Origin of the sequence: Pseudomonas sp. 2hn, from assembly GCF_019646095.1 — a bacterium.
Taxonomy (GTDB): Bacteria; Pseudomonadota; Gammaproteobacteria; order Pseudomonadales; family Pseudomonadaceae; genus Aquipseudomonas; species Aquipseudomonas peradeniyensis.
Window position 1 is genome coordinate 4,168,342 of record NZ_CP081016.1, and the last position, 24,234, is coordinate 4,192,575.

Annotated in this window: 18 protein-coding genes and 4 tRNA genes; 2 read left to right on the forward strand and 20 right to left on the reverse strand. The window is 64.9% G+C overall.

Annotated elements, in window-relative coordinates; all coding sequences use genetic code 11:
• Positions 1-95: 95 nt before the first annotated feature.
• Positions 96-2,132, reverse strand: coding sequence for an NADPH-dependent 2,4-dienoyl-CoA reductase (locus K2O50_RS18760; RefSeq protein WP_050704779.1), 2,037 nt, complete (start codon positions 2,130-2,132; stop codon positions 96-98).
• A gap of 206 nt (positions 2,133-2,338) precedes the next feature.
• Between K2O50_RS18760 and K2O50_RS18765 the strand changes: the two genes are divergently transcribed.
• Complete coding sequence (locus K2O50_RS18765; protein ID WP_050704778.1) at positions 2,339-3,457, forward strand: nitrilase-related carbon-nitrogen hydrolase; 1,119 nt, start codon at positions 2,339-2,341, stop codon at positions 3,455-3,457.
• Positions 3,458-3,461: 4 nt separating this feature from the next.
• Complete coding sequence (locus tag K2O50_RS18770) at positions 3,462-4,502, forward strand: AraC family transcriptional regulator (protein WP_050704777.1); 1,041 nt, start codon at positions 3,462-3,464, stop codon at positions 4,500-4,502.
• Between the two features lie 205 nt (positions 4,503-4,707).
• Here the strand turns inward: K2O50_RS18770 and K2O50_RS18775 are convergent, their stop codons facing one another.
• The 19 genes from K2O50_RS18775 to leuB all read right to left on the reverse strand — a co-directional run bounded on the left by K2O50_RS18775 (position 4,708) and on the right by leuB (position 24,166).
• On the reverse strand, positions 4,708-5,589 hold the full coding sequence (locus K2O50_RS18775) for a DUF2242 domain-containing protein (protein WP_050704776.1): 882 nt from the start codon (positions 5,587-5,589) through the stop codon (positions 4,708-4,710).
• Positions 5,590-5,785: 196 nt separating this feature from the next.
• Positions 5,786-5,862: transfer RNA gene (locus K2O50_RS18780), tRNA-Asp, on the reverse strand.
• A gap of 141 nt (positions 5,863-6,003) precedes the next feature.
• Positions 6,004-6,080, reverse strand: a tRNA-Asp gene (locus K2O50_RS18785).
• An 83-nt stretch (positions 6,081-6,163) separates the two neighbouring features.
• Positions 6,164-6,240, reverse strand: a tRNA-Asp gene (locus K2O50_RS18790).
• A 79-nt stretch (positions 6,241-6,319) separates the two neighbouring features.
• A tRNA-Val gene (locus K2O50_RS18795) sits at positions 6,320-6,395 on the reverse strand.
• Between the two features lie 262 nt (positions 6,396-6,657).
• Complete coding sequence (locus tag K2O50_RS18800) at positions 6,658-7,431, reverse strand: SDR family oxidoreductase (protein ID WP_050704775.1); 774 nt, start codon at positions 7,429-7,431, stop codon at positions 6,658-6,660.
• Positions 7,428-8,639: an O-succinylhomoserine sulfhydrylase gene (locus K2O50_RS18805; RefSeq protein WP_028690444.1), complete on the reverse strand. Its 1,212-nt coding sequence runs from the start codon at positions 8,637-8,639 to the stop codon at positions 7,428-7,430. The genes K2O50_RS18800 and K2O50_RS18805 overlap by 4 nt, the downstream gene beginning before the upstream one ends.
• Before the next feature lie 15 nt (positions 8,640-8,654).
• Positions 8,655-10,160, reverse strand: coding sequence for an amidophosphoribosyltransferase (purF, locus tag K2O50_RS18810; RefSeq protein ID WP_050704774.1), 1,506 nt, complete (start codon positions 10,158-10,160; stop codon positions 8,655-8,657).
• Positions 10,161-10,202: 42 nt separating this feature from the next.
• Positions 10,203-10,757 (reverse strand): CvpA family protein, encoded by a 555-nt coding sequence (locus K2O50_RS18815; protein ID WP_050704773.1) that lies wholly within the window; start codon positions 10,755-10,757, stop codon positions 10,203-10,205.
• Positions 10,758-11,024: 267 nt separating this feature from the next.
• On the reverse strand, positions 11,025-11,696 hold the full coding sequence (locus tag K2O50_RS18820; RefSeq protein ID WP_050704772.1) for an SPOR domain-containing protein: 672 nt from the start codon (positions 11,694-11,696) through the stop codon (positions 11,025-11,027).
• Positions 11,680-12,987: a bifunctional tetrahydrofolate synthase/dihydrofolate synthase gene (gene folC, locus K2O50_RS18825; protein WP_050704771.1), complete on the reverse strand. Its 1,308-nt coding sequence runs from the start codon at positions 12,985-12,987 to the stop codon at positions 11,680-11,682. The genes K2O50_RS18820 and folC overlap by 17 nt, the downstream gene beginning before the upstream one ends.
• Positions 12,987-13,880 carry an acetyl-CoA carboxylase, carboxyltransferase subunit beta gene (accD, locus tag K2O50_RS18830; RefSeq protein WP_028690439.1) on the reverse strand — a complete coding sequence of 298 codons (894 nt, stop codon included), beginning with the start codon at positions 13,878-13,880 and terminating at the stop codon, positions 12,987-12,989. Before accD ends, folC begins: the two co-directional genes overlap by 1 nt.
• Before the next feature lie 207 nt (positions 13,881-14,087).
• Positions 14,088-14,708: a phosphoribosylanthranilate isomerase gene (locus tag K2O50_RS18835; RefSeq protein WP_050704770.1), complete on the reverse strand. Its 621-nt coding sequence runs from the start codon at positions 14,706-14,708 to the stop codon at positions 14,088-14,090.
• 59 nt (positions 14,709-14,767) lie between these two features.
• Positions 14,768-15,622 (reverse strand): tRNA pseudouridine(38-40) synthase TruA, encoded by an 855-nt coding sequence (gene truA, locus K2O50_RS18840; protein ID WP_023632367.1) that lies wholly within the window; start codon positions 15,620-15,622, stop codon positions 14,768-14,770.
• A gap of 135 nt (positions 15,623-15,757) precedes the next feature.
• Positions 15,758-18,418: a FimV/HubP family polar landmark protein gene (locus K2O50_RS18845; RefSeq protein WP_050704769.1), complete on the reverse strand. Its 2,661-nt coding sequence runs from the start codon at positions 18,416-18,418 to the stop codon at positions 15,758-15,760.
• Between the two features lie 71 nt (positions 18,419-18,489).
• A complete protein-coding gene (locus K2O50_RS18850) occupies positions 18,490-19,497 on the reverse strand; it encodes an aspartate-semialdehyde dehydrogenase (protein ID WP_050704768.1) in 1,008 nt (335 codons plus the stop codon).
• Positions 19,498-19,738: 241 nt separating this feature from the next.
• Positions 19,739-21,102 (reverse strand): IS3 family transposase gene (locus tag K2O50_RS18855; protein ID WP_409077784.1). Its coding sequence is split into 2 segments (ribosomal slippage): positions 19,739-20,614 and positions 20,617-21,102, totalling 1,362 coding nucleotides; the frame shifts between segments, so codons are not numbered across the junction.
• An 805-nt stretch (positions 21,103-21,907) separates the two neighbouring features.
• Positions 21,908-23,020, reverse strand: coding sequence for an aspartate-semialdehyde dehydrogenase (gene asd / locus K2O50_RS18860; protein WP_028690434.1), 1,113 nt, complete (start codon positions 23,018-23,020; stop codon positions 21,908-21,910).
• A gap of 63 nt (positions 23,021-23,083) precedes the next feature.
• A complete protein-coding gene (leuB, locus tag K2O50_RS18865) occupies positions 23,084-24,166 on the reverse strand; it encodes a 3-isopropylmalate dehydrogenase (RefSeq protein ID WP_050704730.1) in 1,083 nt (360 codons plus the stop codon).
• Positions 24,167-24,234: the final 68 nt, after the last annotated feature.

Consider the following 24,234-nt stretch of genomic DNA (forward strand, 5'->3'; position numbering starts at 1 on the left):
ATTTAGTTACAGCCACTCGTTGGAAAGCCAACTTCCAAAGAAAAGGTGTATCACCACCTCAACCGAGGAAGTTGACTCACCAACGATTCAAACAATCACAGTTCCGCCGCCAACCTCGACCCTTGGTTAATCGCCCGCTTGGCATCAAGCTCAGCCGCCACATCAGCGCCCCCGATCAGGTGCACCGACTGCCCGGCCGCAACAAGGCCATCATGCAACTCGCGCAGCGGATCCTGCCCAGCGCAGATGACGATGTTGTCCACCGCCAACAACTGCGGCTCGCCCTCACCAACCCGTACATGCAGGCCGGCATCGTCCACGCTCAGGTACTCGACGCTGTTGAGCATCTGCACCTGCTTGTTCTTCAGCCCCGTGCGATGAATCCAGCCGGTGGTCTTGCCCAGGCCATCGCCGACCTTGGTTTTCTTGCGCTGCAGCAGGTACACCTGACGCGCCGGCGCATGAGGCTCGGCCTTGACCCCGGCCACACCACCACGGGCCTGCAAACGCGTATCGATGCCCCACTCCTTCCAGAACGCCTCACGGTCCTGGCTGGTGGCCACGCCCTTGTGCACCAGGTACTCGGACACATCGAAACCAATGCCACCGGCACCGATCACCGCCACCCGCTCGCCCACCGGCTTGCGCTCCAGCAGCACGTCCAGGTAGCTCAGCACCTTGGCGTTGTCGATACCGGGAATGGCCGGCGTGCGCGGGGCGATGCCGGTGGCCAGGATAATCTCGTCGAACTCGCCAGACACCAGCGCAGCCACATCGACACGGGTATTCAGGCGCAGGTCGACACCCGTGGACTTCACCTTGTTGCGGAAGTAACGCAAGGTCTCGTAGAACTCCTCCTTGCCCGGCACGCGCTTGGCCACGTTGAACTGCCCGCCGATCTCAGCGGCAGCATCGAACAACGTCACTTCATGGCCGCGCTCGGCGGCCACGGTGGCGGCCGCCAGGCCCGCAGGACCGGCGCCGACCACCGCAATGCGCTTGACCGCCCGCACCGGCAGGTAGTTGAGCTCGGTCTCATGACAGGCTCGCGGATTGACCAGGCAGCTGGTCAGCTTGCCGCCGAACGTGTGGTCCAGGCAGGCCTGGTTGCAGCCGATGCAAGTGTTGATCTCGTCGCCACGGCCTTCAGCGGCCTTGTTGACGAAGTCCGGGTCGGCCAGGAACGGCCGGGCCATCGAGACCATGTCGGCATCGCCCTCGGCCAGCACCGCCTCGGCCACCTCCGGGGTGTTGATGCGGTTGGTGGTGATCAGCGGGATCTTCACCGCGCCACGCAGCTTGGCGGTGACCTTGCTGAACGCCGCGCGCGGCACCTTGGTGGCGATGGTCGGGATGCGCGCTTCATGCCAGCCGATACCAGTGTTGATCAGCGTGGCGCCGGCCTGCTCGATGGCCTTGGCCAGCAGCTCGATCTCGTCCCAGGTACTGCCGCCCTCGACCAGGTCGAGCATCGACAGGCGGAAGATGATGATGAAGTTCGGCCCAACCGCCTCGCGCACCCGGCTCACGATTTCCACCGCCAGGCGCATGCGGTTCTCGTAGCTGCCGCCCCAGCGATCGGTGCGGTGGTTGGTGTGGGCGGCGAGGAACTGGTTGATGAAGTAACCTTCCGAACCCATGATCTCGACGCCGTCGTAGCCGGCACGCTGGGCCAGGCTTGCGCAGGTGACGAAGTCGCGGATCTGCTTCTCGATGCCCTCCTCGTCCAGTTCCTTGGGCTTGAACGGGTTGATCGGCGCCTGGATGGCGCTGGGCGCCACCTGTTTCGGGCTGTAGGCATAGCGTCCGGCATGCAGGATCTGCAGGCAGATCTTGCCACCGGCGGCATGCACCGCCTCGGTGACGATCCGGTGCTTGTCGGCCTCTTCCTCGGTGCTGAGCTTGGCCGCGCCGGAATACACGCCGCCTTCATCGTTGGGCGCGATGCCACCGGTGACCATCAGCCCGACGCCACCACGTGCGCGTTCGGCAAAGTACGCGGCCATGCGCTCGAAGCCGCCCGGGCGCTCCTCGAGGCCGGTGTGCATCGAGCCCATCAGGGTGCGGTTGCGCAGGGTGGTGAAGCCCAGGTCGAGGGGGGCCAGCAGGTGCGGGTAACGGTCGGTAGCCATGGATGGACTCCACAGGTGGCGTGATCACGGAATGCGGGCACCTCTACCAAGCCTCTACAGCAGCGTGGCGGGGCCCGTCGTTTGTCTGAGGTCGACATTAAACAGGCGTTTGAACACGCTCAATGATCGAAACTGACAACTTATTGATCCTGCTGCACAGCAGGACTACCCTAGGGCACTCCTTCTGCACAGCGCTGGACCGCTCCATGCGAAAACTGCTAGCCGGCGCCCTGGCGCTGGTCACCCTTGCCGCCCTCTGCGGCTACGGCTTCTGGACCCTGCAGCGCCCGGAGGGTCATTACCTGTCCGACCTGCGCATCGAACTGGCCCTCAACCAGGGCGTGCCGGGCGAGCACGGCAACCTGCTGGGAGTCGAGCCGCTGCTGTATCCGGGGGACTACCAGAACCTCACGCGCCTGCACCGCAAGCTCTCGGCCTACCTGGAGCAGGCCCGTGCCCAGGGCCTGGTCAACCCGCGCACCGTGGTGGTGTTGCCGGAGCATATCGGCACCTGGCTGTGGGCCCGGGGCGAGAAACGCGAGCTGTACCAGGTCACCCAGCGCAACGAGGCCTGGCAGTGGCTGGAGCTGAGCAACCCGCTGCGCTACGGCCTGGCGATGCTCGCCGCCAGCGGTGACGATCGCCGCTCGGACGCGCACCTGCGCATGAAGGCCGCGCAGATGGCCGCCGACTACCAGCAAGTGTTCGGCAACCTGGCCCGGGAGTTCGGCGTCACCTTGGTCGCCGGCTCCATCGTCCTGCCCGCACCCTATGTGGAGAACGGCGTGTTGCGCACCGGCAACGGCCCGCTGTACAACAGCAGCCTGGTGTTCGCCAGCGACGGTTCGGTGCTCGGGCAGCCCCAGCATCAGCAGTACCCCGACAGCGAAAGCCGGCGCTACATCCACGACGGCCAGCAGCATCCGCTGCAGGTGCTGCAAACCCCCGCCGGACGCTTGGGCGTACTGATCGGCAGCGACAGCTGGTACCCCGCCAACTACCGGCAACTGGCCGCGCAATCGGTGCAACTGGTCGCCAACCCGGTATTCCTCAGCGGCAAGCAGAGCTGGCTGGCGCCCTGGCGTGGCAACCGCCACCAGGCCGAGGCCGCCGACCTGCCGCTGCGCCGCGGCGCAGTGAGCGAACAGCGCGCCTGGCAGCAACTGCCCCTGGCCGCCAACGCCGCCACCCCGAGCATGAGCGTGTTCATGCGCGGTCAGTTCTGGGAGCTGGGCAGCGACGGACAGGGCTTCGCCAGCCAGGGTGGCACGCTGTGGGTCGGCAACGACAGCCACGGCGCGCGCCTGCTCAACCTGTGGCTGTGACGACATGCCCCGCCCCCGCGTACGCCTGGGTGAACTGTCGGTCGGTTTCGTCCAGCCCCTGGCCGAGGCGCTGACGGCACTCGACCACGATCCGCACCCCCTGCTGCTGCGCTATGGCCTCGACGCCAGGCGCCTGGCCGAACCGGGCGCGCGGCTGTCGATCCCGCGCTACATGCACCTGGGACACGCGGCGATCGCCTTGTCCGCCGAGCCGGCGCTGGGCCTGCACATGGGGCGCCTGAGCCGCCTGGCCCAAGCCGGCCTGGCCGGCGTCGCCGCCGCCCAGGCCCCGACACTCGGCGACGCCGCCCGTACCCTGCTACGTTTCGAGCCGCTTTATGCCGCCAACTACCGCGGGCAGTCGAGCTTTCACGAAGACGCCCAGGGCGCCTGGCTGCGGTTCTACTCCATCAGCCCCTACAACGACTACAACCGTTTCGTGGTCGACTCGCTGCTCGCTGGCTGGCTGGCCCAGCTTGGCGCCCTGGCGGCCAGGCCGGTGCAGGCCGAGCGCCTGGAAATCGAGTTCGACGCCCCCGCCTACGCCGCTCAGTACCAAAGCCTGTGCGCAGGCCCGGTGCATTTCGGCGCCACAGCCAACCAGCTGCGCCTGAGCCAAGCCACCCTGGCCCTGCCCAACCCGCAGCACTGCCCCAGCACCTGGCAGCACCTGCTGCAGTTGTGCGAGGCGGAACTGGCCCAGCGCACGCGCGTGCGCAGCCTGGGCGAACGCATCACCCACCTGCTGGGGCCGCTGTTGAACGGTGGGCGCGAGCCGGATCTGGAAGAAGTGGCGCGGCACCTGCAGCTGCCGACCTGGACCTTGCGCCGCAAACTGGCCGAGGAAGGCACGCGCTTTCGCAACCTGCTCAACGACACGCGGCGCGACCTGGCCGAGACCTATATCCGCGACACGGAGCTGGCCTTCGGCGAGATCGCCTATCTGTTGGGATTCGCCTCGGCCGAGGCCTTCCAGCGCGCATTCAAGCGCTGGACGGGGCTGACACCGGGGGAATTTCGCCGCCATCAGCGGCAGGTGGGCTAGAGCTCGGTGGCGTCGTCGGCCGGCTCCGGCAGGTCCAGTTCATAGGCCTGGAATTCGAGCAGTTCTTCCTGATAATCGTCCATCTTCTCGCCCCTTTGATTCATCGTTCTTTGGTCATTGCGCCAACCTAAGGCAGCGGAATGACCAAATGATTACAGCCCTATGAACGATAAACGTAGCAGGCGAGCGGGAAGTTATCGACGCGTCAGAGTGGCGCGGGGGCCTGCTCCACTGCCGGCGCTTCCTGCTGTACCTGGATCGGCGTTGGCTCGACGGGCGGCGCGATGGGCTGCGAGCCCTTGCTGTCGTCAACAATCGGGGCCGCTGGGGCTTCGCTGGCCGGTACAGGAGCCGCTGGAGCGGCAACAGGCGCGGGCGCAGCGGCAGGGGCGACGGCAACCGGAGTCGGTACCGGGGCCTCTGCCACGCTCTCGGCGACCGGCGCGGCAGACTGCGGCGCGGGCGCCAGGGCAGCGGGCGCGGGTTCCGGCAAGCCCAGGTCGGCGGCCGGTTTTTCCACCTTCGGCTCGGCGGCAGGTTCGGTCTTCTCCGGCTTCTTCGGCTTCGGCAGGTAGCTTTCCACCAAGGCGAAGTAACGATCGTAGAACTGCGCGGCGGTGACCGTCTCGCTGGCGACCTTGACCATGGAGTCGTCGGTGGAGCCGATCGGCATCGACACCGAACCCAGCACACCGACGCCAAGGCTGGCGGAGGTGTTGGATTTCTTCAGGGTGTAGCGGTCCTGCAGGGCGTTGGCGAACATGGTCGAGCGCTGCTTGTCGCTCATATCCGGCACGCAGGTGATGTTGAAGCTGATCTGCAGGTGGTTCTCGGCGTTCTGCTGGAAGCTCTTGTTGCCAGCGACCTGGTTGGCGTCGCTGCTGGTGATGATGTAGCCCTGGCTGAGCAGCGCGCGCCGTGCCGCCTCGCAGGAGCCCGCCTCGCTGGTGGCGAAACTGCGGGAGAAGGTGCCCGAGTCATCGAAGTTCTCGTGCTCGTAGACGGCGGCCTTTTTCGAGGAACAGCCGGACACACCCGCCAGCACGAGGGCCAGCCCGAGCGCGCCATAGACGGTTGATCTAGACATTGCCAATTCCGGGAAGAAACGAATGGGGCGTATTGTGCAACACATCGATCAGTGGCTGAAACCATTGATCAGTGAAGACTCTGTCAGCTTGGTGTAAATCCTTGCCCATGACTGCGCAAGACGCTGAAACGAAAAAAGCGACCCGAAGGTCGCTTTCTCGTTGCTTCGAAGTGTTCTAGGGACCTCGAGGCGAAGATGGCGCAGCGGACGGGACTCGAACCCGCGACCCCCGGCGTGACAGGCCGGTATTCTAACCGACTGAACTACCGCTGCGTATCGTTCGAGCTTGCGCCCGATTGAAACTGGGATCTGAGCTTTCAAGCGCTGCGGCGCGAAAGCCAGGCACAAAAAAAGCGACTTTGATATCGCCTTTTCTGTTTTGCCTTGAGCGTTCATGGGACTCTTGGCAGAAGATGGCGCAGCGGACGGGACTCGAACCCGCGACCCCCGGCGTGACAGGCCGGTATTCTAACCGACTGAACTACCGCTGCGTATCGTTCAGGCTTGCGCCTGATTGAAACTGGGATCTGGCCTTGCGGCCTCAGACCGGTGCAAGCACCCATCTGGAGAAAAATGGCGCGGCGGACGGGACTCGAACCCGCGACCCCCGGCGTGACAGGCCGGTATTCTAACCGACTGAACTACCGCCGCGCATAGTTGGACTTGCGTCCTGTTCCTCTCTGCCAGCGTGTTTCTTTCGAAACCACTGAACCAAGAACGCCTCAGGAAGTGGTGGGTGATGACGGGATCGAACCGCCGACCCTCTGCTTGTAAGGCAGATGCTCTCCCGGCTGAGCTAATCACCCCCGCGATGTTGCTTGTTGCGTTTGCTTCGCTGAGGCCGCGAAATTTACGCAGGTACCGATGCTAAGTCAATACCCCCATTGAAGTTTTTTTCAAAAAGGGCAAAAAAGCCGGTTGTTCTTGCCGGCCCTGTCGCGGGGCAAGCCCGCTCCTGCAACCAGATGCTCACAGCGTGGGAGCGGGCTTGCCCCGCGACAAGGCCGGCACAACCGACAAAAAAGGGGGCTTTCGCCCCCTTTCTCTTTCATCTCAACAGGTTACAGCTCAGGTGTAGATCATCTTGCGGGTCATCCCGCCATCGACCACGAACTCCTGGCCAGTGACGAACCCCGCCTGGCGCGACAGCAGCCACGCCACCAGCGCCGCTACATCCTCGACCGTCCCTACCCTGCCCGTCGGATGCTGGGCATGGTCGGCCTCGGTCAAGGGCTCGGCGCGTCGCTGCGAAGGATCACGGGCATCGATCCAGCCCGGACTCACCGCATTGACGCGAATTTCCGGCCCCAGGCTCATGGCCAGGGCGTGGGTCAGGGCGACCAGGCCGCCCTTGCTGGCGGCATAGGCCTCGGTGTCCGGTTCGGACTGCCGGGCGCGGGTGGAGGTCAGGTTGACGATCGCACCGCCATGGGCGCGCAGGTAAGGTGCGCAATGCTTGGCCAGCAGCATCGGGCCATTGAGGTTGACCGCCAGCACCCGGTTCCACTGAGCCAGGGACAAGCTTTCCAGGGTCTGGTTATGCGGGTTGGCGATCGCCGCGTTGCACACCAGTGCATCCAGCCGGCCGAACTGCCCGAGCACCTCGGACACCCCGGCACTGACCTGGGCCTCGTCGGCCACGTCCATGGTGATGAACCAGGCATTGTCGCCCAGGGCCTTGGCGACCTTGGTGCCGCGCGGGCGGTCCAGGTCGCTCAGCACCACCTGCCAACCCTCGCAGATCAACCAGGCGGCGATACCCAGGCCAATGCCACGAGCGGCACCGGTCACCAGGGCCACCCGGCCGTTATGGCCGGGCTCGCCACCCTTCCAGTCGATCACAGCGCCGCCAGGCCGCGGGCCAGATCGGCTTGCAGGTCGGCCACGTCTTCCAGGCCGACCGCCACGCGCACCAGGCTGTCACGGATACCCGCCGCCTCGCGCTCCTGCGGCGTCAGACGCCCATGGGAGGTGGTCGCCGGGTGGGCGATGGTGGTCTTGCTGTCACCGAGGTTGGTGGTGATGGAGATCACCCGGGTGGCATCGATGAAGCGCCAGGCGCCTTCCTTGCCGCCCTTGACCTCGAAGCTGACCACCGCGCCGAAGCCGCTCATCTGGCGCTTGGCCAGTTCATGCTGCGGATGGCTTGGCAGGCCGGCGTAGTGGACCTTCTCGATGCCATCCTGCTGCTCGAGCCACTCGGCCAGCGCCTGGGCGCTCTCGCAGTGGGCGCGCATGCGCAGCTTGAGGGTCTCCAGGCCCTTGGTGAAGACCCAGGCGTTGAACGGGCTGAGGGTCGGGCCGGCGGTACGCAGGAAGCCCACCACTTCCTTCATCTGCTCGCTACGTCCGGCCACCACGCCGCCCATGCAACGGCCCTGGCCGTCGATGAACTTGGTCGCCGAGTGGAACACGATGTCAGCGCCGAGCTTGAGCGGCTGCTGCAAGGCCGGGGTGCTGAAGCAATTGTCCACTACCAGCATGGCGCCTCGGGCATGGGCGATCTCGGCCAGGGCGGTGATGTCCACCAGCTCGGCCAGCGGGTTGGACGGCGACTCGACGACCAGCAGCTTGGTATTGGCCTTGATGGCCTTTTCCCAGCCGTTCAGGTCGACCAGCGGCACATAATCCACCTGCACGCCGAAACGCTTGAAGTACTTCTCGAACAGGCTGATGGTCGAGCCGAACACGCTCTGCGACACCAGCACATGGTCACCGGCGCTGCACAGCGACATGACCACGGCGAGGATCGCCGCCATGCCGGTGGAGGTGGCCACGGCCTGCTCGGCGCCTTCCATGGCCGCCAGGCGCTCCTCGAAGGCGCGCACGGTCGGGTTGGTGTAGCGCGAATAGACGTTGCCCGGCGTTTCGCCGGCAAAACGCGCGGCGGCGTCGGCGGCCGTGCGGAAGACATAGCTTGAGGTCAGGAACAGCGCTTCGCTGTGCTCGGCCTCCGGTGTACGGTTCTGACCGGCGCGCACCGCCAGGGTGTCGAAACCGACACCCTCGAGGTCACTGTCCAGTCGACCGGCATCCCATTGATCGGTCATGCCGTCGCTCCCAAATCAGTTGTTGTACAGGTCGATGATCGCGCTGACTGCCTGGTTCTTCACCTTGGCCAGGTCATTACGGGCCTGCTCGATGCGATCGAGGTAGGCTTCGTCGATATCGCCGGTGACATACTCACCGTTGAACACCGCGCAATCGAAATGCTCGATCTTGATCTTGCCGCCACCGACCGAGTCGATCAGGTCCGGGAGGTCCTGGTAGATCAGCCAGTCGGCGCCGATCAACTCGGCCACCTGTTCGGTGGTACGGTTGTGGGCGATCAGTTCGTGAGCGCTCGGCATGTCGATGCCGTAGACGTTGGGGTAGCGGACCGCGGGGGCCGCGGAGCAGAAGTAGACGTTCTTGGCGCCGGCTTCACGGGCCATCTGGATGATCTGCTTGCAGGTGGTGCCGCGCACGATCGAGTCGTCCACCAGCATCACGTTCTTGCCGCGGAATTCCAGCTCGATGGCGTTGAGCTTCTGGCGTACCGATTTCTTGCGCGCGGCCTGGCCGGGCATGATGAAGGTACGGCCGATGTAACGGTTCTTGACGAAGCCTTCACGGAACTTGACGCCCAGGTGGTTGGCCAGTTCCAGCGCCGCGGTGCGGCTGGTGTCAGGGATCGGGATGACCACGTCGATATCGTGGTCCGGGCGCTCGCGCTGGATCTTCTCGGCCAGCTTCTCGCCCATGCGCAGGCGCGCCTTGTATACCGAGACGCCGTCGATGATCGAGTCCGGACGGGCCAGGTAGACATGCTCGAAGATGCACGGCTGCAGTTTCGGGTTCTCGGCGCACTGCTTGGTGAACATCTGGCCGCCTTCGGTGATGTACACCGCCTCGCCCGGCGCCAGGTCGCGGATCAGGGTGAAGCCGAGCACGTCCAGGGCCACGCTTTCCGAGGCGATCATGTACTCGACGCCTTCGTCGGTGTGACGCTGGCCGAACACCACCGGACGGATGCCGTTGGGGTCGCGGAAGCCGACGATGCCGTAGCCGGTGATCATCGCCACCACCGCGTAGCCACCGACGCAGCGGCTGTGCACGTGGGAAACGGCAGCGAACACGTCCTCTTCGGTCGGCTGCAGCTTGCCGCGCACGGCCAGCTCGTGGGCGAACACGTTCAGCAGCACTTCGGAGTCGGAGTTGGTGTTGACGTGGCGCAGGTCGGACTCGTAGATCTCCTTGGCCAGCTGCTCGACGTTGGTCAGGTTGCCGTTGTGCGCCAGGGTGATGCCGTAGGGCGAGTTGACGTAGAACGGCTGGGCCTCGGCCGAGGTGGAGCTGCCGGCGGTCGGGTAACGCACGTGACCGATGCCGATGCTGCCGACCAGGCGCTGCATGTGGCGCTGCTGGAAGACGTCGCGCACCAGGCCGTTATCCTTGCGCAGGAACAACCGGCCGTCATGGCTGGTCACGATACCGGCAGCGTCCTGGCCGCGGTGCTGGAGGACCGTAAGCGCGTCATACAGCGCCTGATTGACGTTCGACTTACCGACGATACCGACGATGCCACACATGCGACGCAACCCCTACTTTGATGAAACTTGAGTGAAGAGCGCTCAGGGCTTGGTCGGCCCGAGCAGCTGCTCCTTGAACGGAAGGTCAACGGGTGCGCTGACCCCACTGGACATCCACTGGCCACTGAACCCGAGTATGAGGTTCTTCGACCAATCGGCTACCAATAGAAATTGTGGTATCAGGCGTGATTCCTGCCACCACGGATCCTGTTGCACCGGCCCCAGGCTCAGCAGCCCGACCGCCACCACCACCAGCAGGCCCCCGCGCGCGGCGCCGAAGGCCATGCCGAGGAAGCGATCGGTGCCGGACAACCCGGTCACGCGGATCAGTTCGCCGATGAGGAAATTGAGCATCGCCCCGACCAGCAGCGTGGCGACGAAAAGAATGGCGCAGCCGGCAATGACCCGTGCTGAAGGCATCTGGATATAGCTTTCAAGATACTGCGCAAGCGAGCCGCCGAACATCCAGGCCACCGCACCGGCGACAATCCAGATGAGCAGGGACAAGGCTTCCTTGACGAAGCCGCGCTTGAGACTGATCAGTGATGAAATGACGACGATCGCAATGATCGCCCAATCAACCCAGGTAAATGCCACGGTGTTGCCTGCCGACGTTTGAGGCGGCGCATTTTACCAGAGGCAGGGGGCTTGGGGTAAGCGGAATGTCAGGCGTTTGAAGGGCTGCGGGCTGACTCTGGGGACAGCTTTACGCCCTGAAACAGACCGCCTGGCCTGCGCGGACTCTGTAGGAGCGGCCTTGTGCCGCGAAAGGGCTGCGCAGCAGCCCCAAGGTGTGAGCGAGGGCCGCGTTGCGGCCCTTTCGCGGCACAAGGCCGCTCCTACAGGGAGGGCGTCAGATAAGCGTCAGCCACGCTCCGGCTGGAAGCGCACCACGATGCCTTTGAGGTTCTGCTGGCGACTGATCACATCACGCAGGCGCTCGGCCTCGGCGCGCTCGATCAGCGGCCCGACGAACACCCGGTTCATGCCATCCGCCGAACGGATATAGGCGTTGTAGCCCTGGCTGCGCAGGGTCTTCTGCAGGTTCTCGGCACCAGCCCGGTTGGACAGGCTGGCCAACTGGATCGACCAGCTCACCGGCAGGCCGTTGGCATCGATCTTCGACGGCGCGGCTGGTTTGGCGGCAGGAGCGGCGGGCGCAGGCGCCGGACGCGCCTCCACCTTGGCCACCGGCGGCGTCGGCACTGGCGTCTGTGGCTTGGGCTGCACGGGCGGCGCCACGCTCGCTACCGGCGCGATCGGCTGGCTCGGTGTCGTCACCGGCGCCGTGGACTCGTTGACCACCACTGGCGGCTGCTCGTTCTGCTCCGGCAACGGTTGCGGTTCCGGCACCTGGACCGGCTCCACCTGCACCTGGGGCAGGCTGGGCATGGCCGGCGCCTCCGGCGCCTCAACACGCACCTGGCGCATCTCGTCCTCGCGAGTGAACAACATCGGCAGGAAGATCACCGCCAGCGCCACCAGCACCAGCGCACCGACCATGCGCTGCTTCATCCCTTTATCCAGCACTGCCATCTACTCCATCCTCGGGGACCTGCCGCTCGAGCCAGGCCAGGGCCTCGCCGACGCAGAAAAACGAACCGAACAGCAGGATCTGGTCATCCGCCGTCGCCTGGGCGCACTGCCCTTCGAGGGCAGCCGCGACACTGGCGTAAGACTTCACCGTCGCACCGAGGTTCGTCAAGGCATCCGCCAGTTCCGCGGCCGGGCGGCTGCGCGGCGTGTCCAGCGGCGCCACCGCCCAGTCAGCGACCTGGTCGCGCAGCGGCGCGAGCACACCGGTCAGGTCCTTGTCGGCCAACAGGCCGAACACCGCCAGGCGCCGCCCCTTCACCGGGCGCGCAGCCAGGCGGCGGGCCAGGTATTCGGCGGCGTGCGGGTTGTGGCCGACATCCAGCAGCAGCTCCACGCGCTTACCCTGCAGCAGCAGCTCGCGCCGGTCGAGACGGCCGGTGATACGCGTATCCAGCAAGGCCTGGCGAACCGTGCCGGCATCCCACGGCAGGCCCATCAGCAGGAAAGCCTGCAAGGCCAGGGCGGCATTCTCCATGGGCAGGTCGAGCAACGGCAGGTCGCGCAGCTCAACGGGCAAACCGTCGAGCTGGCGACCACGCCAATGCCAGTGTTCGGCACTGCTATCCAGGTCAAAATCACGCCCGCGCAGGAAGAACGGGCAATCCAGCTCACGAACCTTGTCCAGCAAAGGCTGCGGCGGATCCAGGTCACCGCACAGCGCAGGCCTGCCCTGGCGGAAGATCCCCGCCTTCTCGTAGGCCACCGACTCGCGGCTATCGCCCAGGTAGTCAACGTGGTCGACGCCGATGCTGGTGACCAGCGACACGTCGGCATCCACCAGGTTGACCGCGTCCAGCCGGCCACCCAGGCCGACCTCGAGCACCACCGCATCCAGCGCGGACTGCTTGAACAGCCAGAACGCCGCCAAGGTGCCCATTTCGAAATAGGTCAGCGAGATCTCGCCGCGTGCCGCTTCCACCGCGGCGAACGCTTCACACAGGCGCTCATCGCTGGCCTCGCGGCCTTCGATCAGCACCCGCTCGTTGTAACGCAGCAGGTGCGGCGAACTGTACACCCCGACCTTGAGCCCCTGGGCGCGCAACAACGAAGCCACGAAGGCGCAGGTCGAGCCCTTGCCGTTGGTGCCGGTCACCGTCACCACCCGCGGCGCCAGCTTGCCCAGCCCCAGGCGCGCCAGCACCTGTTGCGAGCGCTCCAGGCCCATGTCGATGGCCGAGGGGTGCAACTGTTCGAGGTAGGCGAGCCAGTCGCCCAGGCTGCGCTGGTTCATCACGCGACCGCAGCGACCTCTTTGGCCGCTTCCGGGGTCGGCTGGCCGGTCATCTGCGCCAGCAGGCGAGCCAGGCGCGGACGCAGTTCGTCACGGGAGATGATCAGGTCGATGGCGCCGTGCTCCAGCAGGAACTCGCTGCGCTGGAAGCCTTCGGGCAGCTTCTCGCGCACGGTCTGTTCGATCACCCGCGGACCGGCGAAGCCGATCAGCGCCTTCGGCTCGCCGACGATCACGTCGCCGAGCATCGCCAGGCTGGCCGAAACGCCGCCGTAGACCGGGTCGGTCAGCACCGAGATGAACGGAATGCCTTCTTCGCGCAGGCGCGCCAGCACGGCGGAGGTCTTGGCCATCTGCATCAGCGAAATCAGCGCTTCCTGCATGCGCGCGCCGCCGGAAGCGGAGAAGCAGACCATCGGGCAGCGGTTTTCCAGGGCGTAGTTGGCGGCGCGCACGAAACGCTCACCGACGATGGCACCCATGGAGCCGCCCATGAAGGAGAACTCGAAGGCGCTGACCACGATCGGCATGCCCATCAGGGTGCCGCTCATGGAGATCAGCGCATCCTTCTCGCCGGTCTGCTTCTGCGCGGCGGTCAGGCGGTCCTTGTACTTCTTGCCGTCACGGAACTTCAGGCGGTCGACCGGTTCCAGGTCGGCGCCCAGCTCGGCACGGCCTTCTGGATCGAGGAAGATATCGATACGCGCGCGGGCGCCGATACGCATGTGGTGGTTGCACTTAGGGCAGACGTCGAGGGTCTTTTCCAGCTCCGGGCGATACAGCACGGCTTCGCAGGACGGGCACTTGTGCCACAGCCCTTCCGGCACCGAGCTCTTCTTCACCTCGGAACGCATGATCGAAGGGATCAGTTTGTCTACCAACCAGTTGCTCATGCTTGCTTTCTCCAGTATTGGCCGGGGAGACCTGCGCGGCCCCGCCCTGCCCTTGAGCTCAAATTCTTCTGTAAAGCGACGATGGGCCGGCTACAACCGCCCCACCTCCAATTCTTCCCCGGCATGCCCCGCGCTCTGGCGCGGCCTGGCAGCACCGGGCTGCGAAAGCTATGGACGATGGCGCGCGGCCAGCCGTCACATCCGCGTTCACGCGTGTTTCACCGCCTGCATGAAGGCTTCGATCTTTGCCGCATCCTTGATGCCCTTGGCCTGCTCCACGCCGCCACTGACATCCACCGCGTACGGGCGCACCTGGCGAATGGCCGCGGCGACGTTGTCGGCCGAAAGACCACCGGCAAGAATGATCGGTTTGCTCAGGCGCTGCGGAATCAGTGACCAGTCGAAGGCCTCGCCGGTTCCCCCCGGCACGCCCGGCACATAGGCGTCCAGCAGGATGCCGCGGGCGCCGGCGTAATGCCGGCAGGCGGCCTCCAGGTCATCCCCGGGGCGCACCCGCAGGGCCTTGATCCAGGGCCGGTGGTAGCCCTCGCAATCGGCCGGGGTCTCATCGCCGTGGAACTGTAGCAGGTCCAGGGAAACCACTTCGAGGATCTCGTTGAGCTCGCAGCGCGAGGCGTTGACGAACAACCCAACGGTGGTCACGAACGGTGGCAGCGCGTCGATGATCGCCCGCGCCTGGCGCACGTCCACCGCCCGTGGGCTTTTCGCATAGAAGACGAAACCGAGGGCGTCGGCGCCGGCCTCGACCGCGGCCAGGGCATCCTCGATGCGGGTAATCCCGCAGATCTTGCTGCGAACATTGCTCATGGACGGCGAACCTTGGGTGATCGGGAAAGCGTCGATGGTAGCAAATGACCCGTGCCCCGTCAGTCCGCCAGCGCCTCGTAGCCGGTAAGAAAGTGTGGGCCGATGTAACGCTGCGGCAGCGCGTATTCTTCTGGGTACTCCACCTGCACCAGGTAGAGGCCGTAAGGGTGCGCGGTCACCCCGCCGTCACGGCGGTTGCGCCCCTCCAGCACCTCCCGGGCCCACTCCACCGGACGCTCGCCGGCGCCGATGGTCATCAGCACGCCGGCGATGTTGCGCACCATGTGGTGCAGGAACGCGGTGGCGCGCACGTCCAGCACGATCATCCGGCCATGACGGGTCACGCGCAGGTGGTGGATATGCTTGATCGGCGACTTGGCCTGGCACTGGCTGGCGCGGAAGGCGCTGAAGTCATGGGTACCCAGCAGATACTGCGCGGCCTCGGCCATGCGCTCGACGTCCAGTGGGCGGTGGTTCCAGGTCACTTCCTCGGCCAGGTGCGCCGGGCGGATCGGGTCGTTGTAGATGACGTAGCGATAGCGACGCGCGGTGGCCTTGAAGCGAGCATGGAAGTGCGCAGGCATGGGCGCCGACCAGACCACGCTGATGTCGTGGGGCAAGTTGAAGTTGGTACCCAGGGTCCAGGCGCGCTCGTCGCGCACGGCGCGGGTGTCGAAATGCACGATCTGCCCGCAGCCATGGACGCCGGCATCGGTACGCCCGGCGCAGATCACCGAGATCGGCTCGTTGGCCACCGTCGACAGCGCCTGCTCCAGGGCCTGCTGGACACTGGGCACGCCACTGGCCTGGCGCTGCCAGCCGCGATAACGCGAGCCTTTGTATTCCACGCCCAGGGCGATGCGGGTGTAGCCTTCGGCGGCCGATTCGGCGGCGGCGGTGTCGATGATGTCCAAGAGCGGCAAACCTGATGCTGAAACGAAAGGCGGGAGTATACCGGCAAACCGTGCAGGGGCCGAAATGATCGCGGGGCAAGCCCGCTCCCACGTGTTCTGTGGAAATGGGCTTGCCCCGCGCGGTGCAACGTCGCCTCAGACCAGGCGCGAGAGCATCTCGTTGGCTTCCTGGCGCTGGCTGTCGTCGCCGTCCTTGACCACTTCGTCGAGGATGTCACGGGCACCCTGGTGGTCGCCCATGTCGATGTAGGCGCGGGCCAGGTCGAGCTTGGTGGCCACCTCGTCGGCGCCGGAGAAGAAGTCGAAGTCCAGGTCGTCCAGCGGCTCCGGCTCGAGCGCCGCGTCGTCGGCGGTGAACTGCGGCTCAGGCGCCGCTGCCGGGACATCGAGGTTCTGCGACAGCTTGTCGAGTTCGGCGTTGACGTCATCGAGTTCCGAGGCGAAGTTCTTCGCCGCCGGCGAGTCGTCGTCCAGCGACAGCGAGAGGTCGAAGTCCTCGGGCAGCTCCAGCTCGGAGATCGGGTCGAACTCCGGGATGGCCTCGAAGGCTGCGAGCTCCGCCGCCACATCCACCGGGGCTTCCTCGCTGCTGGCCGGGGCCACCGGCTGTTCGGCGACATCCAGGTCGAATTCGGCCAGGTCGTCGACGTTCTGCGGCGTCGCCTGGGCTTGGGCAAGCAAAGCCTCGAAGTCGTCGTCGGCATCGGTTTCGGCAACCGCAGGCGCAGGCGCGACCTCGGCCTGGACCTCGGGCGCCTCGACAACCAGGTCCTCAAGACCGGCCATGTCCAGGTGATCATCTACCGGCAGGTCATCACCCAGGCTCAGGTCGAAGGCGCTGTCCAGATCGGCCTCTTCGACGACAGGCTCAGGTTCCGGCTCGGCCGCCACGACAGGCTCAGGTTCCGGCTCCACGACGAGTTCCGGCGCGCTTTCGCCCAGCTCCAGCTCCTTGTCCTGCAGCAGGTCCTGGACATACTGCTCATCCAGCTCGGCGGCCAGGGCTGCAGCCCCGGCAGCGCCTGCCGCCACCGCCGCGACACCCAGCATGGCCGGGAAGCGCTCCTTGAGCGCGGCGACCTCGGCCTGGTTCGCGTCATTGACCGCCAACTTGCGTTCCTGGCCGGCGAAGGCGTCCTGGTCGCCCTGGCGGGCATAGACTTCCATCAGCTTCAGGCGCAGGTCACTGCGCTGCGGCTCGGAGGCCACCGCCGCCTCCAGCAGGTCGGCGGCATGGTTGAGACGGCCACGGGCCAGGCTGTCGTCCACTTCGGCCAGCAGCGCGGCACGCGGATCGACCGCCGGCGCGGCGGCTTCGACGGCGGCCGCAGGCTTTTCCGCGGCAACGGCCGCAGCGGCCGAGGCCGCCACCACCGCTGGCGACAGGGTCACGCTTGGCGCCGACACGTCGAGGCCTTCGAAGCTGCTGGGTGGCAGCTCCAGGTCAGGGCCACGCTCGCCATCCTCGGCCAGGGCACGCGCCATGCGCAGGTGCTTTTCGGCTTCCTGCTGGGCCTTGCGCTTGCGCGCCAGGAGCAGCAGCAGCAACAGCAGGACCAGGAACGCGGAACCGGCGATCAGGCCCAGCAGCAGCGGATTACCCAGCAACTGGTCGAGCATGCCCGGCTCTTCGCTGGCCGGCGCTTCGGCGGCCACATCCTGCGGCACGGCGTCGGCGGCGGCAGGCGCCGGAGCGACCACCGGTTCGGCCGGGGTCAGCTGGGCGTTTACCGCCGGCTGTGCCGGCGCCGGCTCGCCCGGCAGCGCGCCGGCCGGCGGCTGCGGTGCCGCGGCGCCCTGGGCCTCCAGGCGCGCCAGCTGGTCGTTCTTCAGCTCGATCAGACGCTGCAGCTTGTCCAGCTGGCTCTGCAGGTCGACCATGCGGCTCTTGAGTTCTTCGTTGTCGCGACGGCTGGTGTCGAGGCTTTCCTGGGCCACGGCCAGCTTGTCGCCCAGCGCCTTGGCCTCACCGGCCGCGCCCTTGCCGCCCGGCGCCACCAGGCGCAGGTTGTCGCCCTGGGCGATGCGTGCCGGCGCGGCGCCGGCCTCGCCACGGCGGGTGGCGTCCAGTTGCCGTGCGCGCGGGCCGAGGCGACGGCCTTCGCGCCAGGCGGCGTACTGCTCGGCCACTTCGCGGTTGGCCTGGGCCTGGGGAATGCTCTGTGCCTGCTGCTGATCGGGCAGGCGCAGCACCTGGCCGGTCTTGAGCTGGTTGATGTTGTTGCCGATGAAGGCATCCGGGTTCAGCGCCTGGATGGCCAGCATGGTCTGCTGGATCGAGCCGCCGTTGCTGTTACGCGCGGCGATCTGCCAGAGGGTGTCGCGGCGCTTGGTGGTGTAGCTGCCCGCGCTGACCGCCGGGTTGATATTGGCCTGGGTCGGCTGGCTGCCCTGGGCCTGTGCCTGGTCGAGCAGCACGCTGTAGTCGCGCAGCAGGCGGCCCTGGGGCCACATGACCTGGACCAGGAACTTGACCACCGGCTCCGGCAGCGCCTTGCTGGAGGTGACCCGCAGCACGCTCTTGCCGTTGGGGTTGACCACCGGGGTAAACGTGAGGTCTTCGAGGTACGGCGGGAAGGCCACCCCGGCCTTGGCGAACTCTTCCGGCGACGCCAGGCTGGGCGCCATCTGCGCTGCGGTGAGGTCGCGCACGTCGAGCAGTTCGATCTCGGCATCCAGCGGCTGGTTCTGCGCCGACTTGAGGGTCAGCTCGCCCAACCCCAGAGCGTTAGCCATGCCGGACGACAGCGCCGAGGCTGCCGCGATGGCCAGAACCAGTTTGCGAATTCGAAGCATGAACTCTTCCCTTGTATGAAGCGTCCCGAAAACCTTTGCGCGGTGCAGGACAAAATTGCTCGCAGTATCTTTTACGCCATGTGTTTTATCAACAATTGTGCCGCCTGCACGGCATTCAGCGCCGCGCCCTTGCGCACATTGTCGGTGGTCAGCCACAGGTTCAGCTGCTGGTCTTCATCGACGCCATGGCGTACACGACCAACATAGACCACGTCCTGGCCCACTGCGTCACCTACCGGTGTCGGATAATCCCCCAATTCGACCAGCTCGATGCCGTCGGCGGCCTCCAGCGCGGCGTTGACGGCCGCCAGGTCGACCGGATTACGGCTTTGCACCGCCACACTGAAGCTATCGCCGAAAAACACCGGGACTTGAATGCAGGTCACGGAAATCTTCAGCTGCGGCAGGTCGAGCACCTGGCGCAGTTCGCCGACCAGGCGGCGCTCCACCGCTGTGTGGCCCTGTTCGTCGGGGGCGCCGACCTGGGGCAGCAGGTTGAAGGCGACCTGGCGATCGAAGAAGCGTGGCTCCAGAGGGCGTGCGTTGAGCAGCTCGGCGGTCTGCCGGGCGAGCTCGCTGACGGCCTCCCTGCCCTGCTCCGAAACCGCGAGACAGGCGTTGACCTGCACGCGCTCGATATCGAGCAGCCCCTTGAGTGGCGCCAGCGCCACCGCCAGGGCCACCGCGCCGGCGCTCGGGCTGGTGATCAGCGCGGGCCGAGCGAGTTCGGCGATGCGCTCGCCGTTGGCCTCCGGGACCAGGGCGGTGGCGCCGTCCAGGGCGCCGGACAGGTCGATCACCGCGCAACCGGCGGCGATGGCCTTGGGCGCGAAGCTGCGGCTCACGGCGGGGCTGGCGGCGAAGAACACCAGTTGCGCCTGGGAGAAGTCGAAGCTGTCCACTTCGCGGACTTTCAGCTTCTTGCCGGCGAACATGACGCTGCTGCCGGCGGATTCCATGCTGGCCAGCAGGTGCAGGGTGGAGACCGGGAAGGCCACTTCCTCGAGGATCTGGACGAGGGATTCACCGACGATGCCGGTGGCGCCGACTACGGCGATGTCTAGGGCGGGGGTGGTCATGGGATCGGTTCCTTTCTGCGGGGGTACGGCGGGGGAGCGGCACTTTACTTGGATTGTGGGGTGGGAGGTAGGTTCGGGTTCGGGTTCGGGTTCGGGTTCGGGTTCGGGTTCGGGTTCGGGTTCGGGTTCGGGTTTAAGAGTGTGGGTTTTGATTTATTTATGCGCATTCATTGGCGATGTCGACGCATTATCACCCTTCCGCCCTTACGTGAACTGACCCCCGAAAGTTGGACGGGGTACGCTATGGGTTCAGCGCTTGAGTCCGAAATTGTACCGGGCTCAAGCCATTCAGTCTTAGACTTATACGTTCTTGATTGTAGTAGGCGATGTAGTCCTCTAGCCCTGATGCCAGTTGCTCAACACTGTCAAACGATTCCAGATAGAAAAACTCGCTCTTGAGTGTACCGAAAAAGCTTTCCATCGCGGCATTGTCCAGGCAGTTGCCCTTACGCGACATGCTCTGCTGGATTTCCTTTCCGCCCAGCATATGTCGATAAGCAGGCTGTCGGTATTGCCAACCTTGATCGGAGTGCAATATCGGTTTGTCATCTGGGTTCAGCCGCTCGAAAGCTTGCTCCAACATCGTCGATACCATCTTGAACTCAGGGCGCGGATTGATCTGATAGGCAAGAATTTCGCCGTTGTACAGGTCCATCACAGGTGAAAGATACAGCTTCTGCCCTTTCACCTTGAACTCAGTCACATCGGTTACCCATTTCTGATTAGGGGCTTCCGCCTTGAATTCACGCTTGAGCAGATCAGATGCAACAAGTCCTTCGGAACCTCGGTAGGAGCGATATTTCTTCACTTTTACCAGGGATTTCAGATTCATCAACTGCATCAACCGCTGCACCTTCTTGTGATTGATCACTTCGCCGTGCCGCTCAAGCACTGCGGTGATGCGGCGATAGCCGTACCGCCCCTTGTGCTTGTGATAGAGGCTATTGATGCGCTCTTTGAGAACCGCATGCTTGTCGGTCACCAACGCTTTGCTTTGGTAATAGAAGGTGCTGCGTGCCAGCCCTGCCGCGCGTAAAAGCAGAGCTAGCCGATGCTCATGCCTCAATCCTTGGACGGTCTGCGCTTTCTTGATTGCGCAGTGCTGGGGTCCGCTTGGATCAAGGCATCGAGCTTTTTTAGATAGGCATTCTCCGCACGCAGATACTCCAGCTCTTCGAGCATCTGCTCAGGTGTCAGCTCGGTATCTGCAGGGGTAGCCGGGCTTATGCTGGGTTGTTTTGATGCTTTGCGGGGCATTCGGGATTCTCGGGCACGATGCGGGTGAAGTGCTTCTACTCCGCCTTCATCGTACAGCCTTTTCCACTGCCTGATGCTACTCGGACCTCGGATATCAAACTGTATGCAGGCTTGCTGGGCTGACAGTCCGCCTTGCTCGATGCACTGCAAAACCTTCAACTTGAACTGGGCGTCGTAGTGGCTGTACTTGGTAGTCAGACCTGCTGCGCCGTGTTGCTCATAGCCCTTTATCCAACGGCGTAGCAACGATGGACTCAGGCTATGCTTCAGTGCTACCTCATGAACACTCCGTGCAGAAAGGCACTCTTCGATGAGTGCTTGCTTGAGCGCTAGATTGTATTTCGTCATGGAACACCCTCCGGTTGGAGTCAGGCGTCCAACTTTCGGGGGTCAGTTCAACGGGCGGCCTACTTTTCTCGTGGGAAAAGTAGGCAAAACCGTTCCGCTCCGTTCATCCGGCCCCTGCGCTTCGCTCCGGGGTTCCCTCGCTCCGTTCTTGCTCCCGGGAGGACCGCGCTGAACGCCCCATCCTGGGGCGCAGCGCTTGACGGCCATCCATGGCCGTCACCTCCCTCCGCAAGAACTCCGCTCGGCCTCCTGAAGTCGCAATTGGCGTTGCCTGAACTACCGCGCGCTTAGAAGCAAGAGCAAGAGCAAGAGCAAGAGCAAGAAGCTCGAAGTTAGTTGTTTGACTTTTAGATATGTATTGGCCACCTCGCGATACGATCGAGAGATTAACTAAACTTTCAACTAGCGACAGCTGCGCCAACCCAGGCGCCGCCCGCATCTTGCGCGACTTCAGGAGGCCGAGCGCAGGCCTTGCGGAGGGAGGCGACGGCCATGGATGGCCGTCGAGCACTGCGGGCCATGGATGGCCCGTCAGTGCGGTCCTCCCGGGAGCAAGGCCGGAGCGAGGGAACCCCGGAGCGAAGCGCAGGGGCCGGATGAACGAGCGCGCGGTTTTGCTTACTTTTGCCAAGACAAAAGTAAGTCGCCGCAAGGCGAAACAGCGATCTCAGCGTAGCCGCTGAAAAAGAATCCGAACAAAACACTCAAAACAACCAACAACCAACAACCAATCTAACATCAATAAAAAAACCCGCATCACTCACGCAACACGGGCTCTTCAAAATCCAAACTCAAACCACCCTGATCACCGCTCCAGCAGAATCCGCAACATCCGCCGCAGCGGCTCCGCAGCCCCCCACAGCAGCTGGTCGCCAACAGTGAAGGCCCCAAGATACTGCGACCCCATGTTCAGCTTGCGCAAACGCCCGACCGGCACGTTCAGGGTCCCGGTCACCTGGGTAGGACTCAGCTCCTGCATGCTGATCTCACGCTGGTTCGGCACCAGTTTCACCCAGGGATTGTGCTGACTGATCATGCCTTCGATATCCGCCAAAGGCACATCCTTGTTCAGCTTGATGGTCAGCGCCTGGCTGTGGCAACGCATGGCGCCGATCCGCACGCAGATGCCGTCGACCGGAATCGGGCTCTTGAAGCGCCCAAGGATCTTGTTGGTCTCGGCCTGGGCCTTCCACTCTTCACGGCTCTGCCCGTTCGGCAGCTCCTTGTCGATCCACGGAATCAGGCTGCCCGCCAGCGGCACGCCGAAGTTGTCGGTCGGGAAGCCCTCTCCACGCATGGCCTCGGCCACCTTGCGGTCGATGTCGAGAATCGCGCTGGCCGGGTTGGCCAGGTCGTCGGCGACCGCCGCGTGGATACCGCCCATCTGCTTGATCAGCTCACGCATGTTCTGCGCGCCGGCGCCCGAGGCCGCCTGGTAGGTCATGGCGCTCATCCACTCGACCAGGCCAGCCTCGAACAGGCCGCCCAGGCCCATCAGCATCAGGCTGACGGTGCAGTTGCCGCCGATGTAGTTCTTGGTGCCCGCGTCCAGCTGCTGGTCGATGACCTTGCGGTTGACCGGATCGAGGATGATCACCGCATCGTCCTGCATGCGCAGGGACGAGGCCGCGTCGATCCAGTAGCCCTGCCAGCCGGCTTCGCGCAGCTTGGGGAAGACTTCGTTGGTGTAGTCGCCGCCCTGGCAGGTCAGGATCACGTCGAGGGTCTTGAGCTCGTCGATGCTGTAGGCGTCCTTGAGCGGGCCAGTGTCCTTGCCCACGTTCGGGCCTTGGCCACCGACGTTGGAAGTGGTGAAGAACACTGGCTCGATCAGGTCGAAGTCCTGCTCTTCGAGCATCCGCTGCATGAGCACGGAACCGACCATTCCACGCCAACCGATCAGACCTACACGTTTCATCGCAACTACACCTTTGCTAAAAGTGGGCCACCACCGGGAGTTTTTGGTGGCGGGCCAGAGAGATTACAGATTCCGCAGCGCTGCGACTACTGCGTCGCCCATTTCCTGCGTACCCACCTTGCGGCAGCCCTCGGAGAAGATGTCGCCGGTGCGCAGGCCCTGGTCCAGCACCCGGCTCACCGCCTGCTCGATCGCCTCGGCGGCGGCCGTCTGGTTGAAGCTGTAGCGCAGCATCATCGACACCGAGAGAATGGTCGCCAGCGGGTTGGCGATGCCCTGCCCGGCGATGTCCGGCGCCGAACCGTGGCACGGCTCGTACATGCCCTTGTTGTCGGCATCCAGCGACGCCGATGGCAGCATGCCGATGGAGCCGGTGAGCATGGAAGCCTCATCCGACAGGATGTCACCGAACATGTTGTCGGTCACCACCACGTCGAACTGCTTGGGCGCGCGCACCAGCTGCATGGCGGCGTTGTCCACGTACATGTGGCTCAGCTCGACGTCCGGGTAGTCCTTGGCCACCTCTTCGACCACTTCGCGCCACAGCTGGCTGGACGCCAGGACGTTGGCCTTGTCCACCGAACACAGCTTCTTGCCGCGCACGCGGGCCATGTCGAAGCCGACACGGGCGATGCGGCGCACTTCGCTCTCGCTGTACGGCAGGGTGTCGTAGGCCTGGCGCTCGCCGCCTTCCAGCTCGCGCTGGCCGCGTGGCGCGCCGAAGTAGATACCGCCGGTCAGCTCGCGGACGATGAGGATGTCCAGGCCGGAAACGATCTCGGGCTTGAGCGACGAGGCATCGGCCAGTTGCGGATAGAGGATGGCCGGGCGCAGGTTGGCGAAAAGGCCCAGTTGCGAACGGATCTTCAGCAGGCCGCGCTCCGGACGGATGTCACGCTCGATCTTGTCCCACTTCGGGCCGCCCACGGCGCCCAGCAGCACGGCGTCGGCCTGGCGCGCGCGCGCCAGGGTCTCGTCGGCCAGCGGCACGCCGTGCTTGTCGATGGCCGCGCCGCCGATCACGTCGTGAGTGAGGCTGAAGCCGAGCTGGAACTTGTCGTTGGCCAGCTCCAGCACCTTGACCGCCTCGGCCATGATTTCCGGACCGATGCCATCACCTGGGAGAATCAGAATCTGCTTGCTCATGCGTTCCTCTATCCAATCAAGCGGCGCGCCCTGTCGGCGCGCCGATAAACTCAGTGTCCAATGGGCCT

What these genes read in the sequence shown, in the direction of transcription:
- K2O50_RS18760 (WP_050704779.1), bottom strand. Translation starts at nt 2,132, where the DNA reads ATGGCTACCGACCGTTACCCGCACCTGCTGGCCCCCCTCGACCTGGGC.
- K2O50_RS18765 (WP_050704778.1), top strand. Translation starts at nt 2,339, where the DNA reads ATGCGAAAACTGCTAGCCGGCGCCCTGGCGCTGGTCACCCTTGCCGCC.
- K2O50_RS18770 (WP_050704777.1), top strand. Translation starts at nt 3,462, where the DNA reads ATGCCCCGCCCCCGCGTACGCCTGGGTGAACTGTCGGTCGGTTTCGTC.
- K2O50_RS18775 (WP_050704776.1), bottom strand. Translation starts at nt 5,589, where the DNA reads ATGTCTAGATCAACCGTCTATGGCGCGCTCGGGCTGGCCCTCGTGCTG.
- K2O50_RS18805 (WP_028690444.1), bottom strand. Translation starts at nt 8,639, where the DNA reads ATGACCGATCAATGGGATGCCGGTCGACTGGACAGTGACCTCGAGGGT.
- purF (WP_050704774.1), bottom strand. Translation starts at nt 10,160, where the DNA reads ATGTGTGGCATCGTCGGTATCGTCGGTAAGTCGAACGTCAATCAGGCG.
- K2O50_RS18820 (WP_050704772.1), bottom strand. Translation starts at nt 11,696, where the DNA reads ATGGCAGTGCTGGATAAAGGGATGAAGCAGCGCATGGTCGGTGCGCTG.
- folC (WP_050704771.1), bottom strand. Translation starts at nt 12,987, where the DNA reads ATGAACCAGCGCAGCCTGGGCGACTGGCTCGCCTACCTCGAACAGTTG.
- accD (WP_028690439.1), bottom strand. Translation starts at nt 13,880, where the DNA reads ATGAGCAACTGGTTGGTAGACAAACTGATCCCTTCGATCATGCGTTCC.
- K2O50_RS18835 (WP_050704770.1), bottom strand. Translation starts at nt 14,708, where the DNA reads ATGAGCAATGTTCGCAGCAAGATCTGCGGGATTACCCGCATCGAGGAT.
- K2O50_RS18845 (WP_050704769.1), bottom strand. Translation starts at nt 18,418, where the DNA reads ATGCTTCGAATTCGCAAACTGGTTCTGGCCATCGCGGCAGCCTCGGCG.
- K2O50_RS18850 (WP_050704768.1), bottom strand. Translation starts at nt 19,497, where the DNA reads ATGACCACCCCCGCCCTAGACATCGCCGTAGTCGGCGCCACCGGCATC.
- asd (WP_028690434.1), bottom strand. Translation starts at nt 23,020, where the DNA reads ATGAAACGTGTAGGTCTGATCGGTTGGCGTGGAATGGTCGGTTCCGTG.
- leuB (WP_050704730.1), bottom strand. Translation starts at nt 24,166, where the DNA reads ATGAGCAAGCAGATTCTGATTCTCCCAGGTGATGGCATCGGTCCGGAA.